The 16,448-nt window shown below is 58.1% G+C and carries 15 protein-coding genes and 3 pseudogenes; 5 read left to right on the forward strand and 13 right to left on the reverse strand.

Annotated features, from left to right (window positions below):
• Nucleotides 1-54: 54 nt before the first annotated feature.
• The 4 genes and pseudogenes from AB4Z23_RS26705 to AB4Z23_RS26720 form a co-directional block, all read right to left on the reverse strand.
• On the reverse strand, nucleotides 55-1,143 hold the full coding sequence (locus AB4Z23_RS26705; RefSeq protein WP_441361093.1) for a tartrate dehydrogenase: 1,089 nt from the start codon (nucleotides 1,141-1,143) through the stop codon (nucleotides 55-57).
• A gap of 12 nt (nucleotides 1,144-1,155) precedes the next feature.
• Nucleotides 1,156-2,521, reverse strand: a pseudogene (locus AB4Z23_RS26710) (tripartite tricarboxylate transporter permease).
• A gap of 6 nt (nucleotides 2,522-2,527) precedes the next feature.
• Nucleotides 2,528-2,980, reverse strand: a complete 453-nt coding sequence (locus tag AB4Z23_RS26715; protein WP_441361094.1) for a tripartite tricarboxylate transporter TctB family protein — start codon at nucleotides 2,978-2,980, stop codon at nucleotides 2,528-2,530.
• A gap of 51 nt (nucleotides 2,981-3,031) precedes the next feature.
• Nucleotides 3,032-3,997: a tripartite tricarboxylate transporter substrate-binding protein gene (locus AB4Z23_RS26720; RefSeq protein WP_441361095.1), complete on the reverse strand. Its 966-nt coding sequence runs from the start codon at nucleotides 3,995-3,997 to the stop codon at nucleotides 3,032-3,034.
• Nucleotides 3,998-4,122: 125 nt separating this feature from the next.
• Between AB4Z23_RS26720 and AB4Z23_RS26725 the strand changes: the two genes are divergently transcribed.
• On the forward strand, nucleotides 4,123-5,022 hold the full coding sequence (locus tag AB4Z23_RS26725; RefSeq protein ID WP_441361096.1) for a LysR substrate-binding domain-containing protein: 900 nt from the start codon (nucleotides 4,123-4,125) through the stop codon (nucleotides 5,020-5,022).
• A 121-nt stretch (nucleotides 5,023-5,143) separates the two neighbouring features.
• Nucleotides 5,144-6,187, forward strand: a complete 1,044-nt coding sequence (locus AB4Z23_RS26730; protein WP_441361097.1) for an alpha/beta hydrolase fold domain-containing protein — start codon at nucleotides 5,144-5,146, stop codon at nucleotides 6,185-6,187.
• A gap of 192 nt (nucleotides 6,188-6,379) precedes the next feature.
• On the opposite strand, the gene AB4Z23_RS26735 is transcribed toward AB4Z23_RS26730, so the two are convergent.
• Together AB4Z23_RS26735 and AB4Z23_RS26740 are read right to left on the reverse strand one after the other, a co-directional pair.
• The gene (locus AB4Z23_RS26735) at nucleotides 6,380-6,703 is read right to left on the reverse strand and encodes a helix-turn-helix domain-containing protein (RefSeq protein ID WP_441361098.1); all 324 of its coding nucleotides are present in this window, start codon (nucleotides 6,701-6,703) and stop codon (nucleotides 6,380-6,382) included.
• A gap of 9 nt (nucleotides 6,704-6,712) precedes the next feature.
• The gene (locus tag AB4Z23_RS26740) at nucleotides 6,713-7,330 is read right to left on the reverse strand and encodes an AraC family ligand binding domain-containing protein (RefSeq protein ID WP_441361099.1); all 618 of its coding nucleotides are present in this window, start codon (nucleotides 7,328-7,330) and stop codon (nucleotides 6,713-6,715) included.
• Nucleotides 7,331-7,370: 40 nt separating this feature from the next.
• On the opposite strand from AB4Z23_RS26740, the pseudogene AB4Z23_RS26745 reads away from it, so the two are divergent.
• Nucleotides 7,371-8,330 (forward strand): annotated as a pseudogene (locus AB4Z23_RS26745) (amidohydrolase family protein).
• 71 nt (nucleotides 8,331-8,401) lie between these two features.
• Nucleotides 8,402-8,635, forward strand: coding sequence for an FCD domain-containing protein (locus AB4Z23_RS26750; RefSeq protein ID WP_441361100.1), 234 nt, complete (start codon nucleotides 8,402-8,404; stop codon nucleotides 8,633-8,635).
• A gap of 161 nt (nucleotides 8,636-8,796) precedes the next feature.
• Here AB4Z23_RS26750 and AB4Z23_RS26755 read toward each other — a convergent pair whose 3' ends face one another.
• The 3 genes from AB4Z23_RS26755 to AB4Z23_RS26765 are packed head-to-tail and all read right to left on the reverse strand — an operon-like array spanning nucleotide 8,797 to nucleotide 12,422.
• The gene (locus AB4Z23_RS26755) at nucleotides 8,797-10,431 is read right to left on the reverse strand and encodes a GMC family oxidoreductase (RefSeq protein ID WP_441361101.1); all 1,635 of its coding nucleotides are present in this window, start codon (nucleotides 10,429-10,431) and stop codon (nucleotides 8,797-8,799) included.
• A 14-nt stretch (nucleotides 10,432-10,445) separates the two neighbouring features.
• Complete coding sequence (locus tag AB4Z23_RS26760) at nucleotides 10,446-10,973, reverse strand: sugar dehydrogenase complex small subunit (protein WP_441361102.1); 528 nt, start codon at nucleotides 10,971-10,973, stop codon at nucleotides 10,446-10,448.
• Nucleotides 10,974-11,024: 51 nt separating this feature from the next.
• Nucleotides 11,025-12,422 carry a c-type cytochrome gene (locus tag AB4Z23_RS26765; protein WP_441361103.1) on the reverse strand — a complete coding sequence of 466 codons (1,398 nt, stop codon included), beginning with the start codon at nucleotides 12,420-12,422 and terminating at the stop codon, nucleotides 11,025-11,027.
• 306 nt (nucleotides 12,423-12,728) lie between these two features.
• Between AB4Z23_RS26765 and AB4Z23_RS26770 the strand changes: the two genes are divergently transcribed.
• Nucleotides 12,729-13,637 (forward strand): LysR family transcriptional regulator, encoded by a 909-nt coding sequence (locus AB4Z23_RS26770; RefSeq protein WP_441361104.1) that lies wholly within the window; start codon nucleotides 12,729-12,731, stop codon nucleotides 13,635-13,637.
• Nucleotides 13,638-13,761: 124 nt separating this feature from the next.
• Here the strand turns inward: AB4Z23_RS26770 and AB4Z23_RS26775 are convergent, their stop codons facing one another.
• The 4 genes and pseudogenes from AB4Z23_RS26775 to AB4Z23_RS26790 form a co-directional block, all read right to left on the reverse strand.
• Nucleotides 13,762-14,796 (reverse strand): LLM class flavin-dependent oxidoreductase, encoded by a 1,035-nt coding sequence (locus AB4Z23_RS26775; protein ID WP_441361106.1) that lies wholly within the window; start codon nucleotides 14,794-14,796, stop codon nucleotides 13,762-13,764.
• A 19-nt stretch (nucleotides 14,797-14,815) separates the two neighbouring features.
• A pseudogene (locus AB4Z23_RS26780) lies at nucleotides 14,816-15,240 on the reverse strand (DUF1622 domain-containing protein).
• Nucleotides 15,241-15,288: 48 nt separating this feature from the next.
• Entirely contained in the window at nucleotides 15,289-15,966 is a 678-nt protein-coding gene (locus AB4Z23_RS26785; protein WP_441361105.1) for a YoaK family protein, read from the reverse strand.
• 170 nt (nucleotides 15,967-16,136) lie between these two features.
• Nucleotides 16,137-16,448, reverse strand: a 312-nt coding sequence (locus tag AB4Z23_RS26790; protein WP_441360798.1) for an MFS transporter, incomplete at its 5' end; no start/stop codon positions are given.

The following is a 16,448-nucleotide window of genomic DNA, read 5'->3' on the forward strand; positions in this document are numbered from 1 at the left end:
GATGCCAATTCGGCTTCAGCGAGCGGCTAGCGGCATATTCGGTGCCACAGCATGTCATCCAAGGGTCTCCGCAACCGCCTTTCCGCACGCCACGGTGTTCGCGTCGCCGCCCAGGTCGCGTGTCCGAAGCCTTTGGTCGGCAAGCACTGTCTCGATCCCAGCCATGACGGCCGCGCTGGCGTCATGCTCTCCGAGATGATCGAGCATTATCGCGGCCGACCATATTTGCCCGATGGGGTTGGCGATGCCCTGCCCCGCAATGTCCGGCGCCGATCCGTGGACGGGCTCGAACAGGGATGGGAATTTCCGCTCCGGATTGATATTGCCGGAAGGCGCGATGCCGATCGTGCCCGTGCACGCCGGCCCGAGATCCGAAAGAATGTCGCCGAACAGGTTCGACGCGACGACCACGTCGAAGCGGTCCGGGTTCAGCACGAAATGCGCGCAGAGGATATCGATATGATACTTGTCCCAGGCGATGTCCGGATAGGCCTTCGCCATCTCCTCGACCCTCTCGTCCCAGTAGGGCATAGAGATAGAGATGCCATTCGACTTCGTGGCGGATGTCAGCCGCTTGCGAGGGCGGTTCTGCGCGAGATCGAAAGCGAACTTCAGGATGCGGTCGACGCCGATTCGCGTCATCACCGTTTCCTGTAGAACCGTTTCCCGCTCGGTTCCCGGGAAGATGCGCCCGCCGACCGAGGAATATTCGCCCTCGGTGTTCTCGCGCACGACGTAGAAGTCGATATCGCCGGGGCCTCTGCCGGCCAGCGGCGAGGTCACGCCCGGCATCAGGCGCACGGGGCGCAGGCTCACATACTGGTCGAACTCGCGGCGGAATTGGATGAGCGAGCCCCAGAGCGAAATATGATCGGGAACGATCTCCGGCCAGCCAACCGCACCGAAGAAGATCGCGTCATGGCTGCCGATCTGCGCCTTCCAGTCCTCCGGCATCATCTGTCCATACTTCACGTAGTAGTCGCAGGAGGCAAAGTCGAAAGTGTCGATCTGGAGTTCGAAGCCGAACTTTTTCGATGCCGCTTCAAGAACGCGGAGGCCCTCTGGTACGACTTCCTTGCCGATGCCATCTCCGGCGATGGAGGCGATCTTATGTATGCGGTTGGTTCTGTTTTCCAAAGTCATGCTCCAATTCTATCAGTCTTCCTCGACGAAGACCTGTTTGCGACGTCTCGCGATGTTAGGAAGAAAGGCGACGATCAGCACGATGAGGGCAACCGTCAGAAGTCCTGCGCTGATGGGCCGGGTAAAGAAGACGGAAACGTCGCCGTGCGAAATCGTCATCGCCCTGCGCAGATGCTCTTCCAGCAGGGGGCCAAGGACAAACCCCAGCAGCATGGGCGCAGGTTCGAAATCCAGTTTCGACAAGGCGTAGCCAAACATGCCAAACGCTGCCATCACGTAAAGATCGAACGTGTTAGAATTCACGCTGTAAACGCCGATGGAGGCAAAGGCGAGGATGGCGGGAAACAGCACCGTGTAGGGAACCGTCAGAAGCTTCACCCACAGGCCGATCAACGGTAGGTTCAGGATCACCAGCAGCAGGTTGCCGATCCACATCGAGGCGATCAATCCCCAGAACAGGACGGGCTGTTCGGTCGCGACCTGCGGGCCGGGCACGATGCCCTGGATGATCATCGCGCCGATCATGAGTGCCATAACGGGATTGGCCGGCACGCCAAGGGTCAGCATCGGAATGAACGAGGTCTGCGCCCCGGCATTGTTGGCGGCCTCCGGTCCCGCCACACCCTCGATCGCGCCATTACCAAAGCGCTCTGGCGTCTTGGAGATCTTCTTCTCAAGCGCATAGGATGCGAAGGACGCCAGGATTGCACCGCCGCCCGGAAGAACCCCTAAGGCGGAACCCAGCAATGTGCCCCGGCAAGCGGGCCCGATCATAGCCTTGAAATCTGCGACCAAGCGTGAAGCGCATCGCTCCGGTATTGATGTCGGTTCCGACAAGTCCGAAGACGAGGCCCATTGAAACCATCGCGATTGTCTTCAGCACCGATCCGCGGGCGAGAACAATGGAGGCAGCGAGCCCGAGCACCATCAGGCCGAAATATTCAGGCGACCCGAATTTTAATGCAATTCTCGTCAAGGGCGGCGCAAGGGCAGCCACGACGACGGTCGCGATAGTTCCGGCGAAGAAGGAACTGAGCGCTGCGGCCGCCAGCGCCGGCCCCGCTCTCCCCTGCCGTGCCATCTGGTATCCGTCCAGAGCTGTCACGGCCGACGAGGATTCGCCCGGCAGATTGATCAGAATTGCCGTCGTCGAGCCGCCGTACTGCGCGCCGTAGTAGATGCCSGCAAGCATGATSAGGGATGTTTCGGGCGAAAGCGACAGSGTGATCGGCAGRAGCATGGCGATCGTYGCCGTCGGGCCKATCCCCGGGAGAACGCCCACCAGCGTTCCGAGCAGCGTGCCCACGAAGCAAAAGAGAATATTGTAGGGCGTCAGCGCGGCGCTCAGCCCGAGGCCGAGATTACTGATGAGATCCATCATAGCCTAAACTCCCAGCCAGGGGCCGATAAGACGGACGGGCAGCCCGAGGCCATAATAGAAGACGCCCAGACAGAACACGGTAATGCCGAGCGTGATGGCGAGAACGACGAGCGGCCTTTGCCCGGTCGCCGCTGTTGCCGCGGACAACGAGGTGAGCGCAACCGCTGGCACAAACCCCAGGCCACGGACGGTCAGGCCGAACAGGATCGGCGCGATGATGATGGCGGCCAGAGCCCGCAAGGGTGCGATCTGCGGGTGAAAGCCTTCAGTGTCCCTGAGTGCCTTTATGCCGATGGCGATGCCGATCACCGTGATGACGATCGACAGGATCAGAGGGAAATAGCCCGGGCCCATTCTGAGTGCAGAGCCGACGTCCATTGTAAACACGGACGAAATTCCGAAACCGATCCCGACGGCCAGCAGCGTGCCGGAAGCGGTAACATTCTTGATATCCATGGTAGTCCTCCGTTCGACTGCGGGCTTTACCCCACAGCCGAACCATCACCGTTAATCTGCAAACTGACCGGCAGCCTTGATAATGGGATCCCACCGCTTGATTTCGGAATCGAGCTTGGTGCGAAGCGCCTCCTGGGTCGCCTGGTCCTTCGTTGCTGGCATAGTGGCGATCTGGCCGAAGCGTTCTTTCAAGGTAGCATCGTCCATTGCGGCYTGGAGTGCCGTCGTCAGCTTRTCCARRACGTCTTTCGGAGTRCCTTTGGGCGCGTATACGCCGTGCCAAACGCCAACTTTGAACTCGGGCAATCCAGCTTCAGTGGTTGTTGGGACATCGGGCAGCGTTTCAGCCCGTGCCTCACTTGTAATTGCATAGGCTTTCACTTGCTTCTGCGTGATCGGCCCGACGGTATTCGTCGCCTGGTCGCAGGTCATATCGATCTGACCGCCCAGTAGGTCAGTCATGATCGGACCATTACCCTTGTAGGGTACGGTGGTCATTTGCGTGCCAATGGTTGACATGAACAACGTGCCGCAGAGGTGGGATGCGGCTCCGATCCCAGCATGGGCATAAGTGACCTGAGTGCTGTTCTGCTTGATATAGGCGACGAGTTCCTGAAAGCTCGAAGCCGGAAACCCATTGCGCGCAATCACAGTCATTGCAGCATCGCTGACGAGGCCGATCGGCTCGAAAGCTTCCTTCGGTTTGTAAGGTAGCTGTCTGTAGAGTGCTGGTGCGGTCGCCATTCCGATATGATGRACGAGGATCGTATACCCGTCCGGATCCGCGTCTGCCACACGMCGGGCACCRATCGTTCCACCGGCRCCCGCAACGTTCTCWACGACGATCTGCTTGCCGAGYGACTTYGACATSGCGTCYGCRGTMAGYCGGGCRATGGTRTCGGTCGGCCCACCCGCTGCATAAGGGACCACCATGAATATGTTGCGTTCAGGGTAATCGGCTGCAAAAACCGGGGTGACGGATAGTGTAAAAGCAGCTATGATCGGTAGTAACTTCATTGTCTTCCTCCCATTTGCCGTCGTCTCCAACAACGGCACTCCTCAATGCAACACACTCGCGAACAAGCGATTGACGGTCCAATGCCGTTTCGGCTTCAATCGATGCCGTAAGTGATGAGGATGAGATGGATACTGCCTGGCTTTTAGATCTGCGAGCACTCGCCGACACTCTCAATTTTTCGAGGGCTGCGGAGATGCGCAACATTACCCAGCCCGCTTTCGGTCGACGGATAAAGGCCTTTGAGGACTGGAGCGGGTCCGTTCTGGTCGACCGATCGACGCACCGCATCAGGATTACGCCTGCCGGTGAAATCATGCTGGATGCCGCAAACGATATTCTTCAGAGGATCGAAAGGGCAACTCAGGATCTGAGCCAGGAACGATCCGCCACCGCGACGCTGACGTTTGCGGCGACACACGCTCTATCGTTCACCTTTTTCCCGGGTTGGATGCAAAGTCTGGGCTCGTCGGTGGCCACCGTGCCGATCCGGCTCCTTTCGGACAACATGAATGAATGCGAAAAGATGATGGCGGAAGGCAGAGCACAATTTCTCCTATGCCACTTTCATCCGAACAGCGAAATCCGGTTGCATGAATCGGATTTCAAGTATGTGGATCTGGCCAGCGATGTTCTTCTTCCGGTGGCGCAAAAGAATAAACAGGGAGCGCCAGTCCATAGACTGCCAGGGACACCATCCGAGCCCGTCGCTCATATATCGTTTGACGAGAAATCGGGGATGGGACGGATCCTCGCCGCTAACCTGCCCCACGTCGGGAGCGAATTGCATCTTACCCGCGTGTTCACATCTCATTTGGCCATGGTTTTGAAAGCGCTGGCACTGGAAGGGAAAGGCGTAGCGTGGATACCACGCAGCCTTGCCAACTCCGAGCTGGAGCCTGAAGGAAAGCTTGCAGTCGCTGGCGACGAGACGTGGAACGTACCAGTCAAGATCGTGCTGATCCGATCCCGGTCACGCATGGCAGAATTGGCCGAGAAATTCTGGACGACSGTCGAAAGTGCATAAGCGAAAGCCGGCATAGCGATGAGCGTGACTGAGCCCGCCGGATAGGCACGCTCTTGTTCTGCAATATATCAACGACCGTCTAACGCGTGATCTAATCCACATTTCCTGGGAGAAAATCGAAATGAAGACGAAGCAGAGAATACGTCTTGGCACCTTATTTTTGGGAGCAACCATAGTGGCCAGCAATCTTGCCCAAGCTGAAGATAAGACCTCGCTTCCTGGCTACGCGGAGGGTGCGCAGGTGGTTCGCGTGGAAAAGACGCAAGGCCAGATCGATGAGATCGGCGGCGTGGTTTTTACGCAGATCAAGCAAGTTCGTGCCGTTACCCAGCTCGAAATGTCGCTGCTGGTCCCCCGGACCAACGATTTGAAGCCGGCGATCGTTTATTTCCCGGGCGGCGGCTTTATCTCGGCGGATCATGAGAAGTTCATCGATCTGCGCATGGCGCTCGCGAAGGCGGGTTTCGTGGTCGCGGCCGCGCAATACCGCACGGTTCCTGACAAGTATCCGTCACTTGTCGAGGACGGCAAGGCGGCTATCCGCTATCTGCGCGAACATGCTGGCGAATATGGCATTGACCCCGCACGCATCGGTGTGCTTGGCGATTCAGCCGGCGGATACGTGTCGCAGATGATGGGCATGACGAATGGCGAAAAGGCCTTCGACAAAGGTCAGTTCCTCGACAAATCCTCCTACGTCCAGGCGGCCGTGACGATGTACGGGATCTCGAACCTTCTGGAAATTGGCGACGGCTTTCCGGATGATATCGCAAAGGTGCATCAATCACCGGCGGTGACCGAGGCGCTGCTGGTGAACGGCACGGCGTTTGGGGATTTCCCGGGTGCATCGATCGGTAGCGACCCCGAGAAGGCCTTACAGGCAAGTCCCATGGGCCATGTGGAAGGCAGCAAGCCGCCGTTCCTCATCATGCATGGAAGCGCCGACACGCTCGTTTCGCCCCTCCAGAGCCTGCAGCTCTTTGAGGCCCTGAAGAAGAAGGGCGACAAGGTTGAGTACGTTCTTGTCGAGGGCGCAGGTCATGGCGATCTCACCTGGTATCAGCCGCCGATCATCGACCGGGTGGTCGAGTGGTTCAAGGCCACATTGGGTGGTCCGATCAAGGGAAACAGCAGCACCGGGAATGCCAGCGGCGGAAATCTCTGAATCGAGCAAGATGGAGGCCTCAATTTAAGTAGAGACAGACGCCGATTTGAAGTGAATTGGTCCTCAATCCTTCTCAAGGTCATTGATCGCGACGCCGCCACTCGCCTCTCAGTGTAGGAAATCGCCTTGTAGACGCCCTTGCAGCAAGGGGCATCGATAACAGAGAGACAAACTTTTGAGCGACTTACCGAACTATTCGGCTTGCTGACTTTTCCTTCTAAGCCTTCGCGGATCGGTAACTGTGCGGTCGAAGTATCGCGACGGCGTTGTTCCCAACGCCTTACGGAACATTGTTATAAAGGAGGTCGCCGACTCGTAGCCAAGGACTTCGGCGACTTGCTGTACTGGCACTCCGTCGGACAGCTTGGACAAGGCAACAAGCAAATGCAGCTGCTGCCGCCATCGACCGAACGTCATTCCCGTTTCCCTGAAGACCAAGCGGGCCAGGGTGCGCTCGCTGGTGGCGATCCGACCTGACCATTCGGCAAGCGTCGTGCGGTCGCCCGGATGCGCCATCAGCGCCTCCTAGATCGCCACCATCTTCGGATGGGACGAAACCGGAAGCCTCAAACCACCTGTCGGCATTCCCTCCAGTTCCTTCAACAGTACCTTCATCAGGCGGAGCTCGTGCTCGTCGGCGTCGCTCCCTACGGTCGTGCCAACCAGGCGCAGCACTATCTCCCTCACTAATGGGGTGATCTCGAGAGTGCAACAATGATCGGGCAGGCAGGCGGCATCCTGCTTGACGAACAGGATGCCTATGCGCGAGTGCAGCGATGCCGGACTGCGGTGCCGAAGGCCGGCTGGAATCCACACGGCGCACCCGGTTGGAACGATCCATATCGAGCCGGGAACATGGCACATTACCGCGCCGCTCAGCGCGATGATCAGTTGCCCGCTCGCGTGCTCGTGCAGCGGCAGCTCGACCCAGTTCTCGTCGTACCCGACAAGTAACGCCATCGCGGGTGTCGCGAACGCGACGTCCCACGCGGCTGCCGTCGGGGCCCGAACGGGTGCGATTGGCAGATTTTCGATATCGATAGTCATTTCAAAGCGTATTACGCCATTAATGGACGCGATACTAACAATGATGGCGGCGTACTTTAGACTTGTCCCGCCGCCGAATGGAGAAAACGAGATCATGCGTATCATTGCATTAGAGGAGCATGTCATGCTCCCTGAAATGACCCAAAGAATTCCGGGTTCGGTTGCCGTAGAAGCCGGCTGGGTGCCATCGAGCGGTCATTGGGGTCCGGGACCTCTCAACGAGGCGCTGGGCGATATACAGCAGGGGCGCATCGATGCGATGAACCAGGCTGAACTCACCCTGCAAGTGCTGTCGGTCATAGGTCCGGGCGCCGAATTGCTGGCTGGAGAAGAAGGCATCGGCTTTGCGCGTGATTATAATGATCGACTTGCTGTTGCGGTCGAAAGACATCCCGATCGTTTCGCGGCATTCGCCCACTTGCCCATGAAAGAACCTGCGGCGGCGGCAGACGAACTGGAACGGTGCGTGAAACATCTCGGTTTTCGCGGCGCATCCATCAATGGAACCACGGATGGACTGTTCCTCGACGAACCGCGGTTCGCACCTATCCTGGCGCGTGCCGAGGCGCTCGGGTGCCCGCTTTATATTCATCCTGGACCCCCGCCCCGTTCAGTGCGGGATGCTTATTATGGCGGACTGCCGGGCGAGATTTCATCATATTTGCTGTCCAACGCAGGCTTTGGCTGGCATTCCGAAACGGCCATCCACATTCTTCGCCTCGTGCTGTCCGGCACGCTCGATCGGAACCCAGGACTAAAGCTGATCATCGGTCACATGGGCGAGTTACTGCCGATGCTGCTCAAACGCGTCGACGAGACCTTCGGGACGCGAGCGGAAACCGGACGAAAACGCAGCGTATCTCAGACAATTCTGGATTAGGTCTGGATCACGACCAGTGGCTTCTTCGATACGTCCGCATTTCTCGCCGCGCTGACCGCTTTCGGTGCGGATCGCATCTTGTTCTCGGTTGACTATCCGTACGCCACGAATGGCGCCGGGACGGCGTTTCTCAAAAGCCTGCCGGTTTCTCCCGTGGACAGGGAGCGCATCGCCTACGGCAATGCCGACGCTCTCCTTGGTCTACGAACAGCTTGATCGACTCTCCGAGACAAGTCAGGCGGTTCTGGTGAATATCAACGCTCGGAGCCGCCGGTAAGGAGGCAACAGTGAGTATCGGTCCAACAGAGTATTTTGGGCCTTACTGTGTTGTTGTCACACAACAGACGTGGCACATCGGTTGGCATAGCCGTGCTACACTTGGGAACCGTACAGAGAACATTCGTTGCCATCGCAGGATTGCAAAAGCGATCAACGATCGTAGCCCGCAGCGGGCGAAAGCCGCTATGTCCGAACATTTTGACTCAGCGATCGATGTCCTGCTTCGAGCGGGCGTCAATTGATTTCTCTGCGGGCTACCCCAACCCGACAAGCCAACTGCCAAAGGTTTGATGTTAACACCTTGAAAGGATAAGAACCTGCGGCCTCCTAATCTCGCCAGGCCACTGCGCACTGATAGAATTTCAAAGTGCGCAAGGAGGTTGCGTGCCGACGGGGTAGGTTGTCAAATCTCCTTTATCAGCTGCTCTGCGATCCGGACACTGAGCGCCGCACCTGTAAGCGTCGGGTTCATGCAGGAGGCGGAGGGCATGACGCTGGTGCCAGCGATGAACATGTTCGGATGGTCATGTGTGCGGCAATCGCGGTCAACGACCGAATCCGCCGGGTCATCACCCATGCGCGTTGTACCCATTACGTGCTGGCGGTTCTGCCATTTCACGTCGGTGGACAACACTTCCGCATCCAGCAGTTCTGCGATCTTGTTCAAATCCTGAAGCCCGCGGTCACGACCGGCATTCCAGTAGTCGGTGACGCTGTAATAGAGGACAGGAACCGGGATGCCGAGTGCATCGAACTTGGTCTTCGATGGCGTCACCCGGTTTTCAGCCAGCGGMAGCGGYTCRAAATCGATSGCCCARTTGAGYGAGCGMGCSGAATATYTGCGGATTTGTTTATCGAGCTTCGATCCGAGAATACCCTTTTTGATGAAACCTTCAGTCATCTGTGCTGTCGGCACAGTATTGCGGACCTTGATCTTGTAGCTTGGATAAGCCTTGCGGAATTCACCATCACGCTGGTTGAGATAAACCAGCAGTTCGGTCGGCCCTTCGCCCGGCCACATATCTTCCTTTGTCAGCATGTTCATGCTGATGCCGGTGTGGTCCATCAGGTTTCGTCCGACCTGATCCGACGAATTGGCAATACCGTTCGGATATTTTTCCGAGGTCGATATCAAAAGCAGTTTCGCGGATTCGATCCCGTAGGCCGCAAGCACGAAATATTTTGCCGTCAGCCGATGTTCGGAATTGTCGGGCTTCTTGTACCAGATCGCTGTGATCTTGCCATCGTCTCCGGCCTCGATCCTGTAAACCGGAGAGTTATCCAGGAGCTTCGCGCCATGCCGTTCGGCTTCATCGATATGCATCGAGCCGTCATACTTTGCGCCGATGGGACAGACCGGATTACAGTTATTATTGCCAGCACAGACCGGACGGTTGCCGTAAGGGCGCGAGGCGCGACCATGCGGCTCCAGCACCGGATTGAAGCCACCCACTGCAAGCTTTTCCGCCAGCGTGTCGAACATGTAACTGGTGTTAAGCTGCTTCATCGGGAACGGCATCGAACGCGGCGGCATCGGGCCACCGCCCTGGCCGCTTTCATCCTGTCCGTCCGTGCCGGTCACGCCGAGTTCGAGTTCAGCCTTGTTGTAATACTGCTCGAGATCGTCGTAACCGATCGGCCAGTCCCGACCACGACCGTAGAGCGACTGGATCTTGAAATCGTTCGGGATCATCCGCCACAGCGCCGAACCGAAATGCCAAGTCGTCCCTCCGACGACACGCAGATAGGAGGTGTTGTACTTCACCGGCCCTTCATATTGAAGGTAGTCGCCATAAGTCGACGGCGCATGAGGTAGGCTCGGGAACGGAGATCCGGCGCCTTGCAGTTTGGCGTTGGCCAGTGAGAGTTTTACAGGCGCATTGCGGTAGGTCTCGACGATCTCGCGGCGATTGACGCGCGGACCAGCTTCGAGAACGATGACCTTCTTGCCGGCCTTGGCGAGATTGGCGGCGACGATGCCGCCCATGACGCCGGAGCCGATGACGATCAAGTCCGCGTCATAGGATGTGTTAGCCATTGTCTTTTTTCCTGTCAGATCTTGCTACCGGGCTTCGGTCCCCAAGCATTCGGGCCAGGACCGTAGGACGGGACGGTAAGGAGGCCCTTGGTGGGGCGGTACATCAGCGAATCGGCATAAGTGATCAGTTCCGCATCCTCCGGCTCGCCGACGACGCCGAGATACCAGGCGGACACCACCTTGGTGGCGGTCTTCATCAGCGCCGGATCGGTGCCGGTCAGCGCCAGAAAACCATCCATGTTCGGCACGCCGGACTGCTTGATCAGCTGGGAGAGCGCTGTAAGGCTTGCATCGAGGTCGGCATCGCGCTTCTTTAATGCCGCAAGGAAGCGAGCGCCGAGAACAGGGTCGAGCGTATAGCCGGTGAGGAATTCCGACAGCTGGGTAAACGATGCGGCACTGTCGTCAGCCGCAAAGGCCGAGACCGGGCCGGCGAAGCTGGCAGCAATGGCCAGGCCGCCAACGGCAGCGGTGCCGCGCAGCAGACTGCGACGGGAGAGAGATTGGCCGAGCGCGGCCGGGGAAGACGGATCAAAAGGCATCAGGATCTCCGATGGAGCGCGTTCAATGCTGAAAGATGAAGGCGGAGAGGCTCAGCCAAGCGCCGGGCGCGAACGACGGCGGCGCGACAGCAGCCAGACGACCACGGTAAGCACGATGACGGCAACGGCGATCGCAGCAGGTGCCGCCAGCGGCGCCAGCCTGACGATCAGAGGCTTCTCGCCACCATCGCGGATACGAGCCACGTCGGCAGACGTGACCTTGACGGCCGGATTGCCGTAGTTTGCCAGAACATAGTTGCTGACATCAGCGATCTCCTTGTCGGACAGACGATCCGTATAGGAGGCGTCGGGGCCGAAGGCCGGCATGAAGGCGACGTGATCGCCAACCTTGCGGTGCAGGCCGTAGAGGATGGTCGAGACGAGATTGTCGGGACGGTCCTCACCGGTCGCGGTGTTGTGGAACAGCGACGGATAATGATCGTTGCCCTGCCCTTCAACCTGGTGACAGGCGGCACAACTGCCGCTGAAGATGTGGTAACCGTTTTCGTCAGGTGCCCGGCCCGGCAGGCCGCGCAGCGAAGCCTCGACCGCGACCGAAGGTTTGCCGAGACCGGCGCGCGACGGCGCATTTTCCGCTCCGATCGCGGGAACGTCCTTGAGATAGGTGACGATCGCCTTGAGATCTTCGTCGGGCAGATATTGCAGGCTGTTTTCGACGGCTTCCGCCATTGGACCGGCGGCCTGCGCCTTGCCGGCGACATTACCTGTCTTCAGATACCGGATCAGCTCATCGTCGGACCAGCCGCCGATACCGGCGACCTTGCCGGAGGTGATGTTGGGCGCATACCACGATCCGACGGCACCGCCGGCGAGCGGCTTGCTGGCGTCTTCAGCCATGAAGGCGTTGCGTGGCGTGTGGCACGTCGAACAGTGCTCCAGCGCATCAGCAAGATACGCACCCCGGTTCCATTCGGCCGACTTTGCCAAGTTGGGCTGAAAGCGGGCTTTGTCGAGGAACAGCAGGTTCCAGACGGCCATCGAGGTCCGGATGGAGAACGGGAAAGGCAGCTCGGTTTTCKGCGGCTTGTGATCGTCCGGCTTTACCTCGTTCATGAAGTAGGCATAAAGCGCCTTCATGTCGTCATCGGTGATCTTGGCGTAAGCCGTGTAAGGCATGGCCGGATAAAGATGGCTGCCATCCTTGGCGACACCTTCGCGCACGGCGCGGGCGAAATCCTCTTCGCTATAATCGCCTATGCCGTCATCCTTCGACGGCGTGATGTTGGTCGAGAATATCTTTCCGAGCGGAGTGTCGATACCATAGCCGCCGGCAAAAGGCGTGCCGCCATGCGGCGCGGTGTGACAGGCGGCACAGTCGGCTGCCGTCGCAAGGTAGCGACCACGCGCCGCGAGATCTGAAGCATCGTCCGCGAAGCTGGCGCCAGCCGTTGCAACCAGCGTGGTCAGACAGAGTAAAACGGGTCGCAAGGTGRGAGGAARCTTAGGCATRGGCAACGCGCTTTCATCAAGCATGAAYGATATCTGCCAGACCAAGCTTCCCCTCCCACGAGCAAGGCTGATCCATGTGGCCATGATCCCGCGTAGAACCACCAGAAATGCACCATTCCTTCTAAAGCAATTTTTTGTTTGAAAATGCTTGTTTAGAGAGCCCCTGGAACAGGACATTTGGCGTGTCGATGTGTCGCGGGCACGACTTGGCCCGGGTCATAGCGCCGAAGTGATGGCGTTGAAAATCAATTTGTCATAAAAGCAGCTTTCACCATGGATGAAAGCATGCAGAAATTCGATTTTACAGACCTCAAGATTTTTGTGTCAGCAATCGAGCGCGGGACCCTCTCGGCCGCAGCAGAGGAAAACAACCTAGTCGTTGCAGCCCTGAGCAATCGACTGAAGCGGCTGGAAMGSGCCTTCAACCTGGAGCTTTTCGAGCGCACGGGGCGAGGCATAAGGCCGACCCTGGCGGGGCATATGTTTGCCCGCCAYGCCAGAACCATACTTGATRACGCRCGCAAACTCGAAATTGACATTGAAACATTTGCCGAGGGACGAAGCGGAACAGTTCGCGTGCTGTCCAACACCAACATGCTGTCGGAGCACATGCCTCAGGCACTTGGTCCATTTCTTAGAGACAACCCGGACATATTCTTGTCCATGAAGGACAAGCCCAGTCACGAGGTCGTTAATCTTTTGCGCAATGGCGAAGCGGATATCGGCGTGGTTGCCGCGACAGCAGACATGACCGGACTGGAACGRTGGCGGTTTGTGCACGAYMGGCTTGTGCTAATCGTGCCGACCWCTTCRMCATTGACGGGCTYCGCCAATTTCTCSTCGATCCTCGACCGCCCGTTGATCGGCTTGCCGGAGAAGGTGGCGTTATCGCAATTCCTCCGTCGCCTAGCCAACGAATCGGGACGCCGGCCGAATATTCGTCTCCGGTGCGAGAATTTCGAGTCGCTGAGCCGTATGGTCGAGACCGGTGTAGGCATTGGCATTGTGCCACAAACGGCCGCATCTCGGTACGGTCTCACCATGAGCTTGCGCAGCGTGCAGATCGACGAGCCGTGGGCAGAGCGGGAGCTGTATCTGTGCGTTAGAAACAAACTTCATCTGCCCCGATATGCAGCAAAGCTGCTGGACCACCTTCTCCAATATGCCGAAGGTTATAACGGGACACCTTTTTAGGATGCGTCCATTCTCGACAAGCCTCGCTTGGCCTGATCCGGCAGAAATTGTACGAAATCACGGTGCGCCAACCACCACGAAGATGTTGGCGGTGGCGCCGTCGAAATGCCGGGCGTCAATCGTTCTAGAGCAGGCCGCGCACAAGGCCGGTCACTTTCGATCCATAGAGGTCAATGCTCTGCATGAGCTTTTCATGGTCCATCGAGCCAGCGGAATATTTCATCTGAAATCGCGAGATTCCAAGAGCCTCTACAGTGTTTGCAATTTTCTTGGCAATGGTCTCGGGTGATCCAGCGTAGAGCGATCCGTGTTCGATCTCGTTGTCAAAATCCGCTTCCGTGACCGGCGGCCAACCCCGCTCCTTGCCGAGCCGATCCCGGACTTTCTTGAAATGCGGAAACAGATCGCGTCGCGCCTGGTCGTCGCTCTCGGCAACATATCCCGGCGAGTGCACATCGCCTGCCGTATGCCCGGCCTGCTCGGATGCCTTTTTGTAGAGCTCGACATAGGGCGCGAAACGGGCGGGATCCCCCCCGATGATGGCAAACATCAGGTTCATGTCATAGCGCACAGCACGAATGACCGATTCCGGGCTTCCACCGACACCGATCCAGGTCTTAAGCTGTCCTTCGGCGATCGGCGGATAGATGCGCTGATGTTCCAATGGCGCACGCCACTCCCCTCGAAAGTTGACCACCTGCTTCGATACGATCTCCGAGAACAGGTCCAGCTTCTCTTCAAACAACTCTTCGTATTTCGAGAGGTTGTAGCCGAACAGCGGAAACGACTCGATGAAAGAGCCGCGGCCTAGGATGACTTCGGCGCGTCCGTTTGAAATCGCATCGATCGTGGAAAACCGCTGGAACACCCGTATTGGGTCATCGGAACTCAGAACAGTGACGGCAGACCCGAGCCGGATGCGTTCAGTTCGTGCCGCGATGGCGGCCAGCACCACTTCCGGAGCGGAAACGGCAAAGTCGCTGCGGTGGTGTTCGCCAACTCCGAAGAAGTCGATCCCTATCCGGTCAGCAAGGACAGCCTCCTCGATGACGTTGCGGATCACCTGCGGCTGGGAGAGGAGTTCTCCATCTGAGCCGGTGGTCACGTCGCCGAATGTATCGAGACCAAATTCGATTTTTTTGTCATGATCAGTTCCAATCGGATGCAATTGATAAGGGTTAGCGCTTGCCGGGCAGAGAAGACGATCGCGAATGGGTCTGCCGGGCCGGCACCGAGTTCTTCGTCCAGGGCCACTGGCCGCCGATCTCGGCTTCGAGTGAGAAGCTCAGGAAGGTCCGGATGAGCACAATCATCCCAAGAAGACCAACGCTTTCCCATGTCAGTGGCGAGATGATCGTGGCAATGATATCCGCGCCGATCAGGACCTCGAGGCCCAGCAATATTCCGCGACCGAGATTGGCGCGGTAGCGTTCGTATGCTTCCCGGCTACCGATGGAGAAGAGGTCGCGTCCGTAAAGAACCGTCGCGATCACGACGCCGACCAGAATCACCTCGACGCCGAAGAATTCAGGCCGATCGCAAGCGGCTTCAGGACGGGAGCGATCAGGCTTGAGAGACCGCCCGCTTCGTGGCCGATATCCATCTGGATTTCCTTTCAACAAAACGGGTGAATGAGGCGTTCTGGCAGATTTCAGGATTCTGCCCCGGCGCTGCTTGCGAACAGGGAAACCGCGGCAAGAATGGCCGGCAGGCTGAACGCGATTACAGGCGCATAAATGTAACCCAGCGCACCAAAGCCGCAACCGAGAGCGAAGGTCGCCACGGCTGTCCCCATCTTCTTCACACGTGCCTTTGCCGCGATGATATCTTCGGGTTTCGAATTGGCCAGGATGTCGGCCAGATCGAGCATGATCTGCGTCGTCGTTCCGGTCATCAACGTTGATGGCGGGGCTTTTGCGAGATGCGCCTTGTGGAGACCGTTCTGTATCGCCATCGCCGATACCAGCGTCAGACCAACCGTGAGTGTGATCCTTGTGTCGTCACTGTGGAAGGGGCCGTAAGCGAACGCCATTACGGCTACTGCAATAAAGAGAACCAGTTTGACAATCAGCATCGGTCGGATGGGCGAGTGATCCGCCCTCTGAAGTTTCAGGCAGACCATCCGGGATGCGAAGACGACCAGGCAAAACATTGGAAGTGCGAGCACCTTCGACCATGCCCCGTCCAGACCATGCGCCATCGTTGCACCCAAGGTCACGAAATTGCCTGTGACATGCGCCGTGAACAGCCCCGAAAGCGATAGGAAGCCCAGCGTGTCGACGTAGCCGCCGTTGAAGCTCAAGATGGTGGGGAGGGAAGGAAGTTTCATCGTTGTGATCTCGATATGTAAGTGATGTGGCTGTGGCAGCGGGTGTCGCGCAGCGTGGGCATATCGTGCAGTCGAATGCGCCTGATCACAATTGCATCAATTGTTTCGAGTTCATTGCCCCAGACGATATAATAGAGGGGGCGGTCGAAGCCGCCCTGCCCTCGACCGAGTTATGCGGCCCCTGGCCGATTGATCGTCAGGAAGTGACGAACGACTGGTTTGTCCGGACCAACATGGTAAGTTAGAACCTTTCCCTGCACGTCTGCATCGGCGTTGGAAACCCGCTTGTGCTGGCGGAGGTGCTCGGCCCAGGATTCCACCATGAACCACTCGACGATCTTTTCCGGATCGGCGGAATCTTCCGTCACACCCCACCCATAGGCACCATCGCGGCGGCGTTCTTGAGACAGGTGGTCGAGAGCACGCAGGAAGGCTGAACGATGCTGTTTCTCGACCTTGTACTCGATGAGGATCAGGACAGG

It is taken from the genome of Agrobacterium sp. MCAB5 (assembly GCF_052114365.1).
Taxonomy (GTDB): domain Bacteria; phylum Pseudomonadota; class Alphaproteobacteria; order Rhizobiales; family Rhizobiaceae; genus Agrobacterium; species Agrobacterium tumefaciens.

Coding starts and splice junctions, on each gene's coding strand:
- AB4Z23_RS26705 (WP_441361093.1), bottom strand. CDS start 1,143: ATGACTTTGGAAAACAGAACCAACCGCATACATAAGATCGCCTCCATC.
- AB4Z23_RS26715 (WP_441361094.1), bottom strand. CDS start 2,980: ATGGATATCAAGAATGTTACCGCTTCCGGCACGCTGCTGGCCGTCGGG.
- AB4Z23_RS26730 (WP_441361097.1), top strand. CDS start 5,144: ATGAAGACGAAGCAGAGAATACGTCTTGGCACCTTATTTTTGGGAGCA.
- AB4Z23_RS26735 (WP_441361098.1), bottom strand. CDS start 6,703: ATGGCGCATCCGGGCGACCGCACGACGCTTGCCGAATGGTCAGGTCGG.
- AB4Z23_RS26740 (WP_441361099.1), bottom strand. CDS start 7,330: ATGATCTCGTTTTCTCCATTCGGCGGCGGGACAAGTCTAAAGTACGCC.
- AB4Z23_RS26760 (WP_441361102.1), bottom strand. CDS start 10,973: ATGCCTTTTGATCCGTCTTCCCCGGCCGCGCTCGGCCAATCTCTCTCC.
- AB4Z23_RS26785 (WP_441361105.1), bottom strand. CDS start 15,966: ATGAAACTTCCTTCCCTCCCCACCATCTTGAGCTTCAACGGCGGCTAC.